Source organism: Phenylobacterium sp. LjRoot97 (genome assembly GCF_964254345.1).
Classification (GTDB): Bacteria; Pseudomonadota; Alphaproteobacteria; order Caulobacterales; family Caulobacteraceae; genus Phenylobacterium.
Window position 1 is genome coordinate 1,340,920 of the sequence record NZ_CAXUTH020000001.1, and the last position, 13,320, is coordinate 1,354,239.

The 13,320-nt window shown below is 67.4% G+C and carries 12 protein-coding genes; 11 read left to right on the forward strand and 1 reads right to left on the reverse strand.

Features of this window, described 5'->3' with window-relative positions:
- Nucleotides 1-119: 119 nt before the first annotated feature.
- From ACSQ2H_RS06460 to ACSQ2H_RS06500, 9 genes are all read left to right on the forward strand, one after another.
- Nucleotides 120-1,340 (forward strand): Coenzyme F420 hydrogenase/dehydrogenase, beta subunit C-terminal domain, encoded by a 1,221-nt coding sequence (locus ACSQ2H_RS06460; protein ID WP_436060626.1) that lies wholly within the window; start codon nucleotides 120-122, stop codon nucleotides 1,338-1,340.
- 134 nt (nucleotides 1,341-1,474) lie between these two features.
- A complete protein-coding gene (locus ACSQ2H_RS06465; RefSeq protein ID WP_436060627.1) occupies nucleotides 1,475-2,662 on the forward strand; it encodes a hypothetical protein in 1,188 nt (395 codons plus the stop codon).
- Nucleotides 2,663-2,680: 18 nt separating this feature from the next.
- A complete protein-coding gene (locus tag ACSQ2H_RS06470; protein ID WP_436060628.1) occupies nucleotides 2,681-3,538 on the forward strand; it encodes an SLBB domain-containing protein in 858 nt (285 codons plus the stop codon).
- A 27-nt stretch (nucleotides 3,539-3,565) separates the two neighbouring features.
- Nucleotides 3,566-4,906: a Wzz/FepE/Etk N-terminal domain-containing protein gene (locus tag ACSQ2H_RS06475; protein ID WP_436060629.1), complete on the forward strand. Its 1,341-nt coding sequence runs from the start codon at nucleotides 3,566-3,568 to the stop codon at nucleotides 4,904-4,906.
- 14 nt (nucleotides 4,907-4,920) lie between these two features.
- Complete coding sequence (locus ACSQ2H_RS06480) at nucleotides 4,921-5,634, forward strand: CpsD/CapB family tyrosine-protein kinase (protein WP_436060630.1); 714 nt, start codon at nucleotides 4,921-4,923, stop codon at nucleotides 5,632-5,634.
- 3 nt (nucleotides 5,635-5,637) lie between these two features.
- Entirely contained in the window at nucleotides 5,638-6,513 is an 876-nt protein-coding gene (xrtV, locus tag ACSQ2H_RS06485; protein ID WP_436060631.1) for an exosortase V, read from the forward strand.
- Nucleotides 6,510-7,205, forward strand: coding sequence for an exosortase-associated protein EpsI, V-type (gene epsI, locus ACSQ2H_RS06490; protein WP_436060632.1), 696 nt, complete (start codon nucleotides 6,510-6,512; stop codon nucleotides 7,203-7,205). Before xrtV ends, epsI begins: the two co-directional genes overlap by 4 nt.
- 41 nt (nucleotides 7,206-7,246) lie before the next feature.
- The gene (locus ACSQ2H_RS06495; RefSeq protein WP_436060633.1) at nucleotides 7,247-8,494 is read left to right on the forward strand and encodes a polysaccharide pyruvyl transferase family protein; all 1,248 of its coding nucleotides are present in this window, start codon (nucleotides 7,247-7,249) and stop codon (nucleotides 8,492-8,494) included.
- Nucleotides 8,495-8,557: 63 nt separating this feature from the next.
- Complete coding sequence (locus tag ACSQ2H_RS06500) at nucleotides 8,558-10,012, forward strand: oligosaccharide flippase family protein (protein ID WP_436060634.1); 1,455 nt, start codon at nucleotides 8,558-8,560, stop codon at nucleotides 10,010-10,012.
- On the opposite strand, the gene ACSQ2H_RS06505 is transcribed toward ACSQ2H_RS06500, so the two are convergent.
- The gene (locus ACSQ2H_RS06505; protein WP_436060635.1) at nucleotides 10,002-10,634 is read right to left on the reverse strand and encodes a CatB-related O-acetyltransferase; all 633 of its coding nucleotides are present in this window, start codon (nucleotides 10,632-10,634) and stop codon (nucleotides 10,002-10,004) included. The genes ACSQ2H_RS06500 and ACSQ2H_RS06505 overlap by 11 nt on opposite strands.
- 249 nt (nucleotides 10,635-10,883) lie before the next feature.
- Here ACSQ2H_RS06505 and ACSQ2H_RS06510 point away from each other — a divergent pair, with 249 nt between their 5' ends.
- Entirely contained in the window at nucleotides 10,884-12,011 is a 1,128-nt protein-coding gene (locus ACSQ2H_RS06510) for an AGE family epimerase/isomerase (protein WP_436060636.1), read from the forward strand.
- Between the two features lie 14 nt (nucleotides 12,012-12,025).
- Entirely contained in the window at nucleotides 12,026-13,315 is a 1,290-nt protein-coding gene (locus ACSQ2H_RS06515; protein WP_436060637.1) for a nucleotide sugar dehydrogenase, read from the forward strand.
- Nucleotides 13,316-13,320 lie beyond the last annotated feature (5 nt).

The window sequence follows — 13,320 nt, forward strand, 5'->3', positions numbered from 1 at the left end:
ATCTAAAGACGGGTTACTACGTGGCTTGATATTCGTCGGCCAGTCGCCGCTAAACCGCCGCGAAACCTTTTTTTGTTGTAGCGAGGTCGCGCGCGCTCGGCGCGGTCAGGGAAACCAGTATGGCCTTGCCGGCGTCACCAACCGTCGAACGCGTGCTTCGTGGGCAGCTCTGCACGGGGTGTGGGCTTTGCGCATCCGTGTCCGAGGGTGCGATCACGATGCAGATGACGCCGCCCGGCTATAGCCGGCCGGTGCAGTCCGCGCCGATTTCCTCCGAGGCCGAGCGGGCCATAGCGGGGTCTTGCCCCGGCGCGGTCGTCGCCGCCTGGGATCGCGATGCGAACATGCATCCCTACTGGGGACCGTGGCGCGGGGTCTGGACCGGCTTCGCCACTGACGAGGCCGTGCGCTTCGAAGGCTCGTCCGGCGGTGCGATTTCGGCGATCCTGATCCACGCCCTCGCCAGCGGCTTTGTCGACCGGGTGGTTCACATCAAGGCCGATCCCGAAAATCCCACCGGCAACGTTACGGTCTGTTCGACGACGCCGCAGGAAATTCTGGCTGGCGCCGGTTCGCGCTACACGGCCTCTTCGCCGCTGAGCGGCATCGACGAGGCGCTGGCCGCCGGCGGGCGCATGGCTTTCGTGGGCAAGCCCTGCGACGTCTCGGCGTTGCGTCGGCTCGCGCTGCACGATCCGCGTGTCGATCAGCACGTGCCGCTGATGCTGTCGTTCTTCTGCGGCGGCATGCCCAGCCATGACGGCGTGCACCGGATCCTGAAGGCGATGGAGGTGTCGTTCGAGGACGTGGCGGCGTTCCGCTTCCGCGGCCAGGGCTGGCCCGGAACAGCGGCGGCGACCACGCATGACGGCCGGGTCGCGAAAATGTCCTATGCCGACAGTTGGGGCGGCCACCTCTCGAAGGAAGTGCAGTTCCGCTGCAAGATCTGCCCGGACGCGGTCGGCGGAGCGGCGGACATCGCTTGCGCCGATGCCTGGTATGGCGGTGAGAGCGGTTATCCGAGCTTCGAAGAACAGGATGGCCGCAGCCTGATCGTGGTGCGCTCGCCGGTGGGCGCCGAAATGTTCCAGCGCGCGGTCGACGACGGCGTCTTGAGCGCCGAGCCGCTCGAGATCGGCGAGATTGACCTGATGCAGCCGTCGCAAGCGCGCCGAAAGCGCCTGGTGCGTGCGCGGCTGGGCGCGCTCAGCGCCACCTTGCAGCCCAAGCCGGACATGCGGGGGACCGAGGTTTCGACCGCGGCGCGGCTCGCGCCGCCGGCGGAGGCCGCGCGCAATCTGGTTGGAACGATGCGCCGGGTACTGCTTGGAAAGCGCTAGTTAACCGAACTGCTCATCAGCAGATTGTTCACAAACTTCAGCCTACTTTGTTAGTGCACGCGCAAATCGCGGGCGCTATCTCTCTGAAGGGCTTCGGGCCTGTCAGAAGGCGTTACGAATTGGGGGGCACGCGCATGCATTACGGAAAGTTCGTCTGCGGTAGTTTGCTTGGCGTGGTGGCGTTGGCGACGCCTGCGCTCGCGCAAGAGACGCGAAGCGTCAAGTTCGGCGTCCAGGCGACGGTCGTGCACGACAGCAACGTCTCCCGCTCGGACGCGGCGACCGCGGCGATCCGCGGCATCCAGCGAGAGGACACCATCTTCAGTCCCGCGGTGACGGCCGACGTGCTGCTGCCGGTCAGCCGCCAGTCGCTCTATCTGCGGGGCAGCGTGGGCTACGACTTCCACGACAAGAACACCCAGCTCGACACCGAGAACCTGGATTTCGAAGGCGGGGCCAACCTGCGCTTCGGTCCCTGCGAGGGCCAGCTCGGCGGATCGTTCCACCATGGCCAGGCGAACATTCAGACCGTCACCCTGGTGGACTCCGAGAACGCCATCGACAGCAGCTCGCTCGGCGCGACCGTCGCCTGCACCCGCGGCACCGGCCTCGGCGTCACGGCTGCGGCCCACAAGACCTGGTCCGAGAACAGCAACGCCGTCGTGTTCCAAAATGATTCAGAGACGTGGGACGGCACCGTCGGCGTGACCTATTCGCGTCCCGCCCTGGGAACGCTCACGCTCTATGCGGGCTACTCCGACACCGATTATCCGAACCGCCTCCTGCCGACCTCGGCCAGCGGCTACCAGACCACGACCCTGGGCGTGTCGTTCGAGCGTCGGATCAGCAGCCGCCTGCAGGGCGTCATCAACTACGGCTACACCACGGTCGAGACCGACAGCCTAATCGCCAACAGCGATTTCGAAGGTTCGACCTGGAGCGTCGATCTGATCTATCGCCCGACGACGCGCCTGCGGACCGAATTCAGCATGGGCCGTGCGGTCGTGCCGGCCAGCAGCATCGGCGGCCTCTACTCGATCGCGACCAACTATCGCCTTACGGCCGACTACGATCTTGGCTCGCGAATTGCACTGTCGGCCGGGACGGAGTTCGTGGACACCGAAACGGACGGCTCATTCGCCTCCCTGTTCCCGGTGCTGACGGATTCCCAGAGCTACGCCGTGTTCGGGGGCGTCACGTTTGCGCAAAGCGAGCGGATCCGTTGGACCCTGAATGCGCGTTACGAGGATCGGGACGCCAACGCCCCGCAGTACACCTATGATCGGACCGTCGTCGCGCTGTCGGCGGGGGTCGCGTTTTAATCGGACTGAGGCCTGACCATGCGCAATAGCCTGCTCAAACTGATTGTCGTCATCGGGACTGCTCTCGCTGTGCCGCTGAGCGCGCAGGCGCAGGCGACCAACCCTGCGGCAGGTCCGGCGATGGCTCCGGCCGTCGGCCCGTCGATGGCTGCGCCTGACGCGCAGCCGGCGCCGTCGCCTGACTACATCCTCGGCGCCGACGATGTGGTCGATGTCGAGGTGCTGGGCCGGGCCGACTTCAAGACCCGCGCGCGCATCGGGGCCGACGGCACCATCCAGCTGCCGCTGATCGGGCGTATCGCGGCCGGTGATCGTACGGCCCGCGCCCTCAGCGAACAGGTGCGCGCGGCGCTGCAGGCGGGCGGCTACTTCGCCAGCCCGATCGTCAACGTGGAAGTGGTCTCCTACTCGAGCCGCTACGTCACCGTCCTGGGCGCGGTCACCTCGCCGGGCCTGGTCACGGTCAACCGCTCCTACCGGCTGTCGGAAATCCTGGCGCGGGTCGGCGGCGTCAATGCTGCCGGTGCGGATTACATCGTCCTGCGTCCCGCGGACGGCAGCGCCGAGAAGCGCCTGCTGATCAAGGATCTGGCGACGGGCGACCCGTCGCAGGACCCGGTCGTCGCGGCCGGCGACAAGATCTTCGCCCCGCAAGCCGAGCTCTTCTACATCAGCGGCCAGGTCAATTCGCCGGGATCGTACCCGGTGGCCACGGGGCTCACCTATCGCCTGGCGATCGCCAAGGCCGGCGGCCTTGGCCCGGCGGGTTCGGACCGCCGTCTGCAGGTCACCCGTGCGGGCACGAAACTGAAGGTCAATCTCGACGACAAGGTCGAGCCGGGCGACGTGATCGTCATCGGCGAGCGTTTGTTCTAAGGCGGCTTTGGGGGCCGGAGACAGGCAATGAGCATTATCCAGTTCCTCAGGATCCTTTGGGCCCGGCGGTGGGTGACCATCGCGGCGACGGTCAGCTGCGTGCTGGGCGCGTTCATCGTCACCCTGATCGTGCCGCCGCGGTACTCGGCCTATTCGCGGGTCATGATGGACCTCGTGAAGCCGGACCCGGTGACCGGTCAGGTCACCGCCGCGCCCAGCTTCGCGCGGGCCTACACCAAGACCCAGATCGAGCTGATCAAGGACTACCGCGTCGCCGGCCAGGTGGTCGAGGACCTCGGCTGGCTGCAAGATCCCAACCTGATCACGCAGTACGACATGCGCGGGCCGGGCGACGACCGCGACTTCCGTCGCTGGGCCGCTCAGCGCGTCATCGACGGAACTGGCGCCTCGTTGATCGAGGGCAGCAACATCCTAGAGATCAGCTACACCTCGAACTCGCCGGAATCCGCGCGCACCGTCGCCGACGCCCTGCGCAAGGCCTACATCGACACCAGCCTGGCTTTCCGCCGCGAGTCCGCGCGCCGCACCGCCGAGTGGTATGACGCCCAGACGGTGAAGGCCAAGTCGGTCCTGGTCACGGCCGAAGCGTCCAAGACCGCCTACGAAAAGCAAACCGGCATCGTGCTGCAGGACGGCGGCCCCGATATCGAAAGCGCCAAGCTGAGTGCGTTGGCGGCGGCTTCCGCGGCCTCCGCCGCCCCGGTGATCGCCGGCCCGTCGGCCTCGGCCATGCAACTGGCCCAGATCGACGCTTCGATCGCCCAGGCCTCGCGGGTGCTGGGTCCGAACCACCCCGACCTGATCGCAATGCGTCAGCAACGCGCCGTGATGGCCCAGCAGGTCGCCCAGGAGCGGTCCGCCGTCGGCGCCATGGCCGGGGCTAACGCGGTCAGCGCCGGTGCGCTGGAGCGCCAGAAGAACAAGGTCATCGGCCAGCGTGATCAGGTCGAGCGCCTGCGCCAACTGCAGGCCGAAGTCGATCTGCGCCGCTCGCAGTTCGAGAAGGCCGCGGCGCGCACCGCCGAACTGCGTCAGGAAGCCGAGGTCGGCGAAACCAATCTGGTGCCGCTCGGCAGCGCGGTGACCCCGCAGAACCCCAGCTTCCCCAACATTCCGCTGATCATGTTCGGCGCCCTGGGCTTCGGCCTCGGCTTCGGCGTGCTGGTGTCGCTGCTCATCGAGCTGTTCGGCCGCCGCGTCCGCGGGGCCGAGGACGTCACCTCGATCATCGACGCGCCGCTGCTGGCGGTGATCGCCGGGCCGCGCAAGCCGCCCAGCTTCCTGGGGATGTCGCTGCCGACCGGCGGCGCCCGGGGGCCGGCGCGTCGTAAATTTGCGAACGCATGAGCAAGGAAACGCAAGTGCCTCGGACAAATGAAGCCACCCCCCTCGGCGGCGCCTCCATCGGCGAGGCCGGGTCGCCCCGGGGCGGCGAGGGCGCCTACTCGTTTGCGCCCTCGGTCGTCAGCCTGTCGGCCCCGCATGGCGAGCAGGCCGAGGCCATCCGCACCCTGCGCACGCACATCATGGCCCAGCACGTCGACGACGGTCGGCGCGGCCTGGCGATCTGCGGACCGAGCAGCGGCGTCGGCTGCACGTTCACCGCGGTCAATCTCGCCGTGGCGCTGTCGCAGATCGGCGTCAATACGCTGCTGATCGACGGCGACCTGCGACGCCCGACCGTTCAGGACCTCATTCGTCCCACCAAGCCGGTGATCGGCCTGTTCCAGGCGCTGAGCTCGGAGGAGCCGCTGGACGGCGTCATCCAGTCGTCGGTGTTGCCGAACCTGTCGGTGATGTTCTCGGGCGGCGCCGCTCCGGACGCCCAGGAACTGCTCGCAAGCGATCGGTTCAAGGACCTGGTCGACCAGCAACTGCGCGACTTTGACATGACGATCATCGACACGCCGGCGGCCAACAGCTGCGCCGACGCGCGCCGCATCAGCACGGTCGTCGGCTACAGCCTGATCGTGGTGCGCCGGAACCGCAGCTTCGTCGGCGACATGCAGGCCCTGGCCGCCCAACTGAATGAAGACCGCGCCCGCATCGTCGGCACGGTGATGAACGAAGGCTGATCAGTGGCCTCCGCAGTATCAGAAAACGCGCCGCGTTCCCGGTTCGCGATCACCCCGTCTTGGGTTGTCGCGCTGGGTATGGCGCTGCTGGCGATCCCGACGATCGCCACGCTGGGCGAGCAGGTCTGGTCCAAGGAATCCGGGGCGCATGGCCCCATCGTTCTGGTCACCGGCCTCTGGCTGCTCTGGCGCAAACGGGACGAGATGCTCGCTGCGGCGGTCCCTGGCAGCGACTGGCTGACCATTCCCGCGATGACCGCGTCGCTGGCCCTCTACATCTTTGGCCGAGCCTATGACTTCATCAGCCTTGAGGTGATCGGGCTGTATGGCGTCGGGGTGTCGGTGCTCTATGCCTGCTTCGGCCTGCGGGTGCTGCTGACCAACTGGTTTCCGCTGTTCTATCTGGGCTTCCTGGTCCCGCCGCCAGGCTGGTTCATGGACGGCATCACCGCGCCGCTGAAGCTGTTCGTGTCGTTCGCGGCCACCGAAGGCCTGCAGGCCGTCGGCATTCCCGTCTTCCGTGAAGGCGTCACGCTGATGATCGGCCACTACCAACTGCTGGTGGAGGACGCCTGTTCGGGCATGAACTCGATCACCGGCCTGGTGGCGATCAGCCTGTTCTACATCTACCTGCTGCGCAACGCGTCGTGGCGCTACTCGCTCTTCCTGGTGGCGCTGGTGATCCCGATCGCCATCGTTGCCAACATCATCCGGATCGTGACGCTGGTGTTGCTGACCTACTTCTTCGGCGACGCCGTGGCCCAGGGCTTCCTGCACATGGCCGCCGGCATCTTCCTGTTCGTGACGGCGCTGCTGCTGGTCTTCGCGGTCGACAACCTGATGTCGCGCCTGCTGAAGCTGAAGGGAGCGGCGGCATGATCGGGCGTCGCGAACTCCTGTTCCTCGGCGCCTGTGCGGGCGCCGCGGGCGTCTCCTACGGGCTCAAGCCGCGCCGCAGTCTCAGCCTGGTCAAGTCAGGCGACAAGATCGATGCGATCGTGCCGGTGCGCTTCGGTCAGTGGTCCTCGGAAGAGAGCGACGGCCTGGTCCAGCCCAACACCGAGGGTCTGGCCGCGACGCTCTACAGCGAGATGGTCAGCCGCATCTATCGCGACCTGGAGACCGACGAGCAGATCATGATGCTGATCGCCTATGGGGACACCCAGAGCGATCTGCTGCAGTTGCACCGGCCAGAGTCCTGCTACCCGGCCCTGGGGTTCGAGCTGCAATCGGTGCGAGCCGGGGAAATGGCGCTGCCGGGCGGCGCGGAACTGCCGGTGCGCCGGATCGTCGCCAAGGGCGCGGACCGGATCGAGTACGTGACTTACTGGACGCGGATGGGCGAGTACCTGCCCAAGAGCGCCGGCGACCAACGCTCGGTGCGTCTGAAGACGGCGATGGAAGGCTACGTGCCTGACGGCGTGCTGGTGCGCTTCTCGGCGTTGGGTTCGGATGCCAAGGGCGCGTTCGGCCTGATCGACCGGTTCGTGCCGGCCCTGCTGGCCGCGACCCCGGCCTCGCGCCGCAACGCGCTGATCGGGACGCAACTGGCGAACGCCATCAAGGCCTGACGCCGGCGACGGCGCTCGGCCGGCGGTGCGACGATATTGAGGTGCGGGCGGAGACGCTCGGGTGCGGCGCACTGGCTGAAGCCGCGGCAGTACTGGAGTTGAGAGTGAACGCGATGGCGGACAAGGCGATCAAGATCGGCCTGCTGTGGCACTCGCCGAACTCCGGCAACCTCGGCGTCGGGGCGTTGACGGTCGCCAACATGGCGATCGTGCGTACGGTCGCGACGGAAATGGGCCTCACGCCGCGTTTCACGATCATCGGCATGCGGGACGACGGGGCGGTGTACGTGTCGCCGACCGAGGCGGATCTATTCGTGGTCAGCACCCGCACCCTTCTGGATCCCAGCGGGGCGCTGCGTGTCATCGCCGACCAGGACTGCATTCTCGACATCGGCGCAGGCGACAGCTTCGCCGACATCTACGGCCTGCGCCGCTTCATGTTCCTGTGGCTGACCAAGATGCAGGCGCTGGCCGCGCGTACGCCGCTGGTCCTGTCGCCGCAGACGATCGGTCCGTTTACGAGATCGCCTTATCGCCAGATGGCGTCGGTGGCCCTGAAGCGGGCCGACAGCGTGCTGGCCCGCGACCAGGCCTCGCTCGACGCGCTTCGCGGCCTGGCCCCGGCCGCCAAGGGCGCCCTGTCGGTCGATGTGGCGTTCGCCTTGCCCTATGTCGACCGCAGCGCAGAGCGAGGCGGCGCACGGCTGCGGCTCGGCGTGAACGTGTCCGGGCTGCTGTTCAACGAGGCCGAGAGCGGCCGCAACCGCTTCGGGCTGAGCGTCGACTACGCCGATCTGATGCGCCGGTTCATCGGCCGTGCCGCGGCCCGAGACGACGTCGAGGTTCACCTTGTCCCGCACGCCACCGCCGAGGCCTACGCCTGGGATGACGATGGCCGGATCGCGGACAAACTTGCGACTGAATTCCCCGCCACGGTGAGGGTTGGGAACTTCACAAATCCTTCCGACGCTAAGTCTTATATTTCCAGCCTCGACTTCCTGGTCGCCGGCCGGATGCATGCTTGTATCGGAGCGTTTTCATCGGGCACGCCCGTCGTGCCGGTCGCCTACAGTCGAAAGTTCAGCGGGTTGTTCGGATTGCTGGCGTACAAGTGGATGATCCCCACGTCGGGCGTCGATGTCGAGGGGGCGCTGGGGTACCTGGAGGACTGTCTTGATCGGCGGCAGGAGCTGGCGGCCGATATCGTCGCCGGAATGCGTGAGGTGGATGACCTGCTCGGCGTCTATCGGGCGGAGCTTCGCCGAACCTTCGAAGCGGCTGCGGGCTGAGTAAGCTTGGCCTCCAACGTCGGCGAGCGCCGACGACGGGGCGGGTGAGGTGCCAGCTGCGGGGTGCGGCTGGATAGATGCAAGATTGAGGGCGCCGTCATTCGCCAAGGCACGAGAGCATATGTCGCCGCGTCCGTAATCGCGCAGGTGTGCTCGCTGGCGCGCTACACGATCATGGCGCGGCTGCTGGGGCCAGAGCAGCTTGGTCTCGCGGCGCTGCTGATCCTTACGTCGTCGTTCTTCGAGTCCGTCAGCGACAACGGCAGCGACCGGTTCCTGATCCAGGATCCCGACGGCGACAAGCCGGCTGTCCAGAAGCTCGTCCAGCTGGTCTTCGTGGGACGTGGCATATTCATCGCGCTCGGCCTGCTCATTGCGGCCTACCCGATGGCGAGCCTCTACGACGAGCCCGCGCTCGCCACTGGCCTGATGGTGCTTGCGGCCGCGCCGCTCATCGGCGGCTGGGTCCACCTCGATTTCCGGCGGGCGCAACGGGCGCACGACTTCCGGCCGGAAGCCCTGGGGATCGCCGTCGCCGAACTGGTCAGCACCGCGGCGATCATCATCGCCGCCTACTACACGCGTGATTTCACGGCCATTCTCTACGGCCTGATCGCCCGGCCGGTGGCGCAGGTGATCGTCTCCCACCTGACCGCCAAACGCCCGTATGCGATCGGCTATTCCCGCGACTACGCCGGAAGGCTGGCGATGTTCGCCGGTCCTTTGGTGGTCAACGGCCTCTTGCTGTTCGTCGGCTCGCAAGGCGACCGCGTGCTGATCGGCCATCAGCTGGGCGTGACCGAGCTTGGCCATTACACCGCGGTGCTGCTGCTGGTCAGTTCGCCGGCGGCGATGGTGAGCCGCGTGCTAGGGGCCACGAACCTGCCCATCATCTCTGCGGCCAGGAGTGATCCGGCTCACCTGAAGCGGGCTGCAGATCGGCTGGCCGGGCGGTCCGTGCTGCTGGCGCTCGGCATCGCCGCCGGGTTCGCGCTGGTCGCCCCCGTGGCGGTCGTGATGCTCTACGGCAGGGCCTTCGACCTTCCGGCGACGGTGCTCGCCCTGATCGGGATGCTGCAGGCTGCGCGCTTCATCCGTCTCTGGCCGACCAATGTCGCGCTCGGCGTCGGAGTGAGCCGCATTGTCATGATCAACAACATTGCGCGTCTGGTCGCGCTGCCGGCGGCGATCGCAGGGTTCATGATGCTGGGCGGACTGCCTGGCGTGCTGATCGGCTTCATCATCGGCGAGTTCACCGCCCTGATCGTGGCCCTGGTGCTGTTGAACAGGGCCGTCGGTTTCCCCGGCTGGGACGGCTGGGATCGCGTGGCCGCGTTCGCGGCGTCGTTTGCAGTGATCTACGGCGCCGCAGCCGCCGCGGATTCCGGCCACTACGCTCTCGCCGCGCTGTTCGCGGCGCTGCTGGCGGCGATCGCCGCCGGGGTCGCGCTGCGCGAGCGCGAAACGATCGGTGAGGTGGTCGGGCTGTTGCGGACCCTGAAGCCCGCTAGCCGCTGACCGGCTGTCCGCGGCGCCAGGCCTCCAGGGCCGCGACGCTCGGGTGATTGACCATTTCGCCGTGGCTCTGCACGAGCCGCCGCAGTTCGGGCGTATCGAGTTCCCACCAGCGAGTGGCCTCGATCGCCGCGGCCAGCTCGGGATCGAAACGGTCACGGATCTTGCGCGCCGGATTGCCCACCATCACAGCGTAGCGGTCGACGTTCTTGGTCAGGATGGCTCCGGCCCCGATCACCGCCCCGCGGCCGATGAACTTGCAGCTCGGCAGGATCACCACGTTGTGCGCGACCCAGACGTCGTCCTCGACGATCAGCGGCTCGTCCCAGGTGATGTCGGCGTCCACCACGCCGAACTTCTTCTCATACAGCGCCGGGTGCGTGGTCAGCGCGTCCAGCGGATGGTTGATCGGCGCCGAGCGGACCGTGTTGGCGAATGAGCAGTAGCGGCCGATACGGATCGGTCCGGGCATGCGCCACTGATCGAAGCAGCCGTACGAGTACATGCCGATGTCGATGTCGTAGCGCTCGCGGAACAGTTTGCGCAGCGCCAGGTTGTCGAACTGGCGCCGTTTCATCAGGTAGAGCCTCAGCTTGAGGACGGCGGCGTTGAACAGTCCGAGCATTTCGAAGCCTTTGCGGTGACCGAGGCGTCGGTGGAGACGCCGAGCATCTGTCTAGCATCCTCGCCCTGAGGAAAGGTTTCCGGTGGATTTGGCGTCGCGGCGCGCGTTCCCGCAATTTCGCCTCAAGCTGCGCTTATCCGGCCGCGGCGCAATCGCGATGACGCGTACGCCCCGACGCGCTATCGAGGGGCCGTGAGGACGAGGTTGGAAGTATTGAAAGTCGATTCGCCGCCGCGACGGGACGAGAGCGTGGATCCTCGGGACGAAGCCCCCTTCAAGAGCCTGGACGCCGCCGGAGCCTGGTATGACCGCTGGGTGCGCGAGGCCGCGCTGCCGCTGTGGTGGGCGCGCGGGGCCGACCGTGAGCGGGGCGGCTATCACGAGGCGCTGAGCATCGAGGGCGAGCCGCGGCCAGGGCCGCGCCGTGCGCGGGTGCAAGGGCGTCAGACCTACGTCTTCGCCACCGCCGGGGCGCTCGGCTGGGATGGCCCGTGGCGCGAGGCTGCCTGGCACGGGATGGACTTCTTCCTGGATCGCTACCTGCGGTCGGACGGCCTGTTCCGCACCCTGGTGGGCCTCGACGGCGCGCCGCTCGACGACACGCCGATGCTCTATGATCAGGCCTTCGCGCTGCTGGGCACGGCGACCCTGCACCGCGTCGATCCAGACCGGCTCGACCTGCGCAAGGTGGCGCTGGGCGTGCTGAGCGGTCTCGATTCGATGCGCAATCCGGCTGGCGGCTTCGTCGAGAACATCGCCTATCCGTATCAGGCCAACGCCCACATGCACCTGCTCGAGGGGGCCTTGGCCTGGGCGGAGAACGAAGGCGGCGTCTGGGACGCCTTGGCCGACGAGATCGTCGAGATGGCGCTGCGGGTGTTCATCGACCCGGAGGGCGGGTTCCTGCGCGAGTTCTTCGACGCCGACTGGCGATTGGTGGACGGCGACGACGGCCGTCTCGTCGAACCGGGCCACCAGTTCGAGTGGGCCTGGCTGCTGGAGAAGTGGGGCCGCCTGCGCGGACGCGCCGACGCCCTGGCTGCGGCCCGCGGCCTCTACGACGCCGGCCGACGCGGGATCGACCCCGGCCGTCAGGTGGTGATGAACGAGCTCTGGGACGACTTCTCGGTGCGCGAAGCGACGGCGCGCCTGTGGCCGCAGACCGAGCACTTGAAGGCCGAGCTGCTGTTCGGCGACGAGGCGGGCAAGACCGAGGCCGCCGAGGTGCTGCGTCGCTATCTGCAGACCCCGGCTGCGGGCGCCTGGCGCGACAAGTTGCGTCCCGACGGGACCTTTGTCGACGAGCCTGCGCCGGCGACGTCGTTCTACCATATCCTCTGCGCCTGCACGGAGCTGTTCCGGGCGACCGGACGCTAGGAGACTTGTCAGCGATGCTGCAGAACCCCTTCACCCGCACGCCGGCCGCGATCGGCGTGATCGGCCTTGGCTATGTTGGACTGCCGCTGGCGGTGGCGCTGGCCGAGAAGTACCCTGTGGTCGGGTTCGACATCGACGCCGACCGCATCGCCGAGCTCAAGTCCGGCCACGACCGCACGCTGGAGACGTCGGCTGAAGAACTGGCTGCCGCCAGCGGCTTGAGCTTTGCGGCCGACGAAGCGGCGCTGAAGGCCTGCAACGTCTTCATCGTCACTGTTCCGACCCCGATCGACCGCTACAAGCGCCCCGATCTGACCGCGTTGCTGTCGGCCAGCCGCACGGTGGGCCGGGCGATCGCCAAGGGCGGCGTGGTGATCTTTGAGTCCACCGTCTATCCCGGCGCGACCGAAGAAGACTGCGTGCCGGTGATCGAGCAGGTCTCGGGGTTGAAGTTCAACGAGGACTTCTTCGCCGGCTACAGCCCCGAGCGGGCCAATCCGGGCGACCGCCAGCATCGGCTGTCGACCATCGTCAAAGTCACCGCCGGCTCGACGCCGCAGGCCGCGCAGTTCGTCGATGCCCTCTACGCCGCCGTAGTGCAGGCCGGGACGCACCTGGCCAGCTCGATCCGCGTCGCCGAGGCCGCCAAGGTGATCGAAAACACCCAGCGCGACCTGAACATCGCGCTGATCAACGAGTTCGCGCTGATCTTCAATCGCCTGGACATCGACACCCAGGAGGTGCTGGCCGCGGCCGGCACCAAGTGGAACTTCCTGAAGTTCACGCCGGGCCTGGTCGGCGGCCACTGCATCGGCGTCGACCCATACTACCTGACCTCCAAGGCCGAGGACGCCGGCTATCATCCGCAGGTCATCCTGGCTGGGCGGCGGATCAACGACGGCATGGGTGGCTACATCGCGCAGGAATTGGTGAAGACCATGATCCGCCGCGAGATCCAGGTCCGCCGCGCGCGGGTGCTGGTCATGGGCCTGACCTTCAAGGAGAACTGCCCGGACCTGCGCAACACCCGCGTGATCGACATCGTCCGCGAGCTCGGCGAGTACGAGATCGCGGTCGACGTGCACGAGCCCTGGGCCGATCCGGCCGAAGCGGAGGCCGAGTACGGCGTCGCCCCGGTCGCGACGCTGGAGCAGGGGGCCTACGACGCCATCGTGGTCGCCGTGGCCCACAACGAGTTCAAGGAAATGGGCGTCGACGCGATCCGCGCCTTGGGCAAGCCCGGCGCGGTGCTCTACGACGTCAAGGCGATGTTCCCGCAGGGAGCGGCCGACCTCCGACTCTAGAGGGC

Excerpts from the sequence above, each read along its gene's own strand:
- ACSQ2H_RS06465 (WP_436060627.1), top strand. The coding sequence starts at position 1,475 with ATGCATTACGGAAAGTTCGTCTGCGGTAGTTTGCTTGGCGTGGTGGCG.
- ACSQ2H_RS06470 (WP_436060628.1), top strand. The coding sequence starts at position 2,681 with ATGCGCAATAGCCTGCTCAAACTGATTGTCGTCATCGGGACTGCTCTC.
- ACSQ2H_RS06475 (WP_436060629.1), top strand. The coding sequence starts at position 3,566 with ATGAGCATTATCCAGTTCCTCAGGATCCTTTGGGCCCGGCGGTGGGTG.
- epsI (WP_436060632.1), top strand. The coding sequence starts at position 6,510 with ATGATCGGGCGTCGCGAACTCCTGTTCCTCGGCGCCTGTGCGGGCGCC.
- ACSQ2H_RS06460 (WP_436060626.1), top strand. The coding sequence starts at position 120 with ATGGCCTTGCCGGCGTCACCAACCGTCGAACGCGTGCTTCGTGGGCAG.
- ACSQ2H_RS06515 (WP_436060637.1), top strand. The coding sequence starts at position 12,026 with ATGCTGCAGAACCCCTTCACCCGCACGCCGGCCGCGATCGGCGTGATC.
- ACSQ2H_RS06505 (WP_436060635.1), bottom strand. The coding sequence starts at position 10,634 with ATGCTCGGACTGTTCAACGCCGCCGTCCTCAAGCTGAGGCTCTACCTG.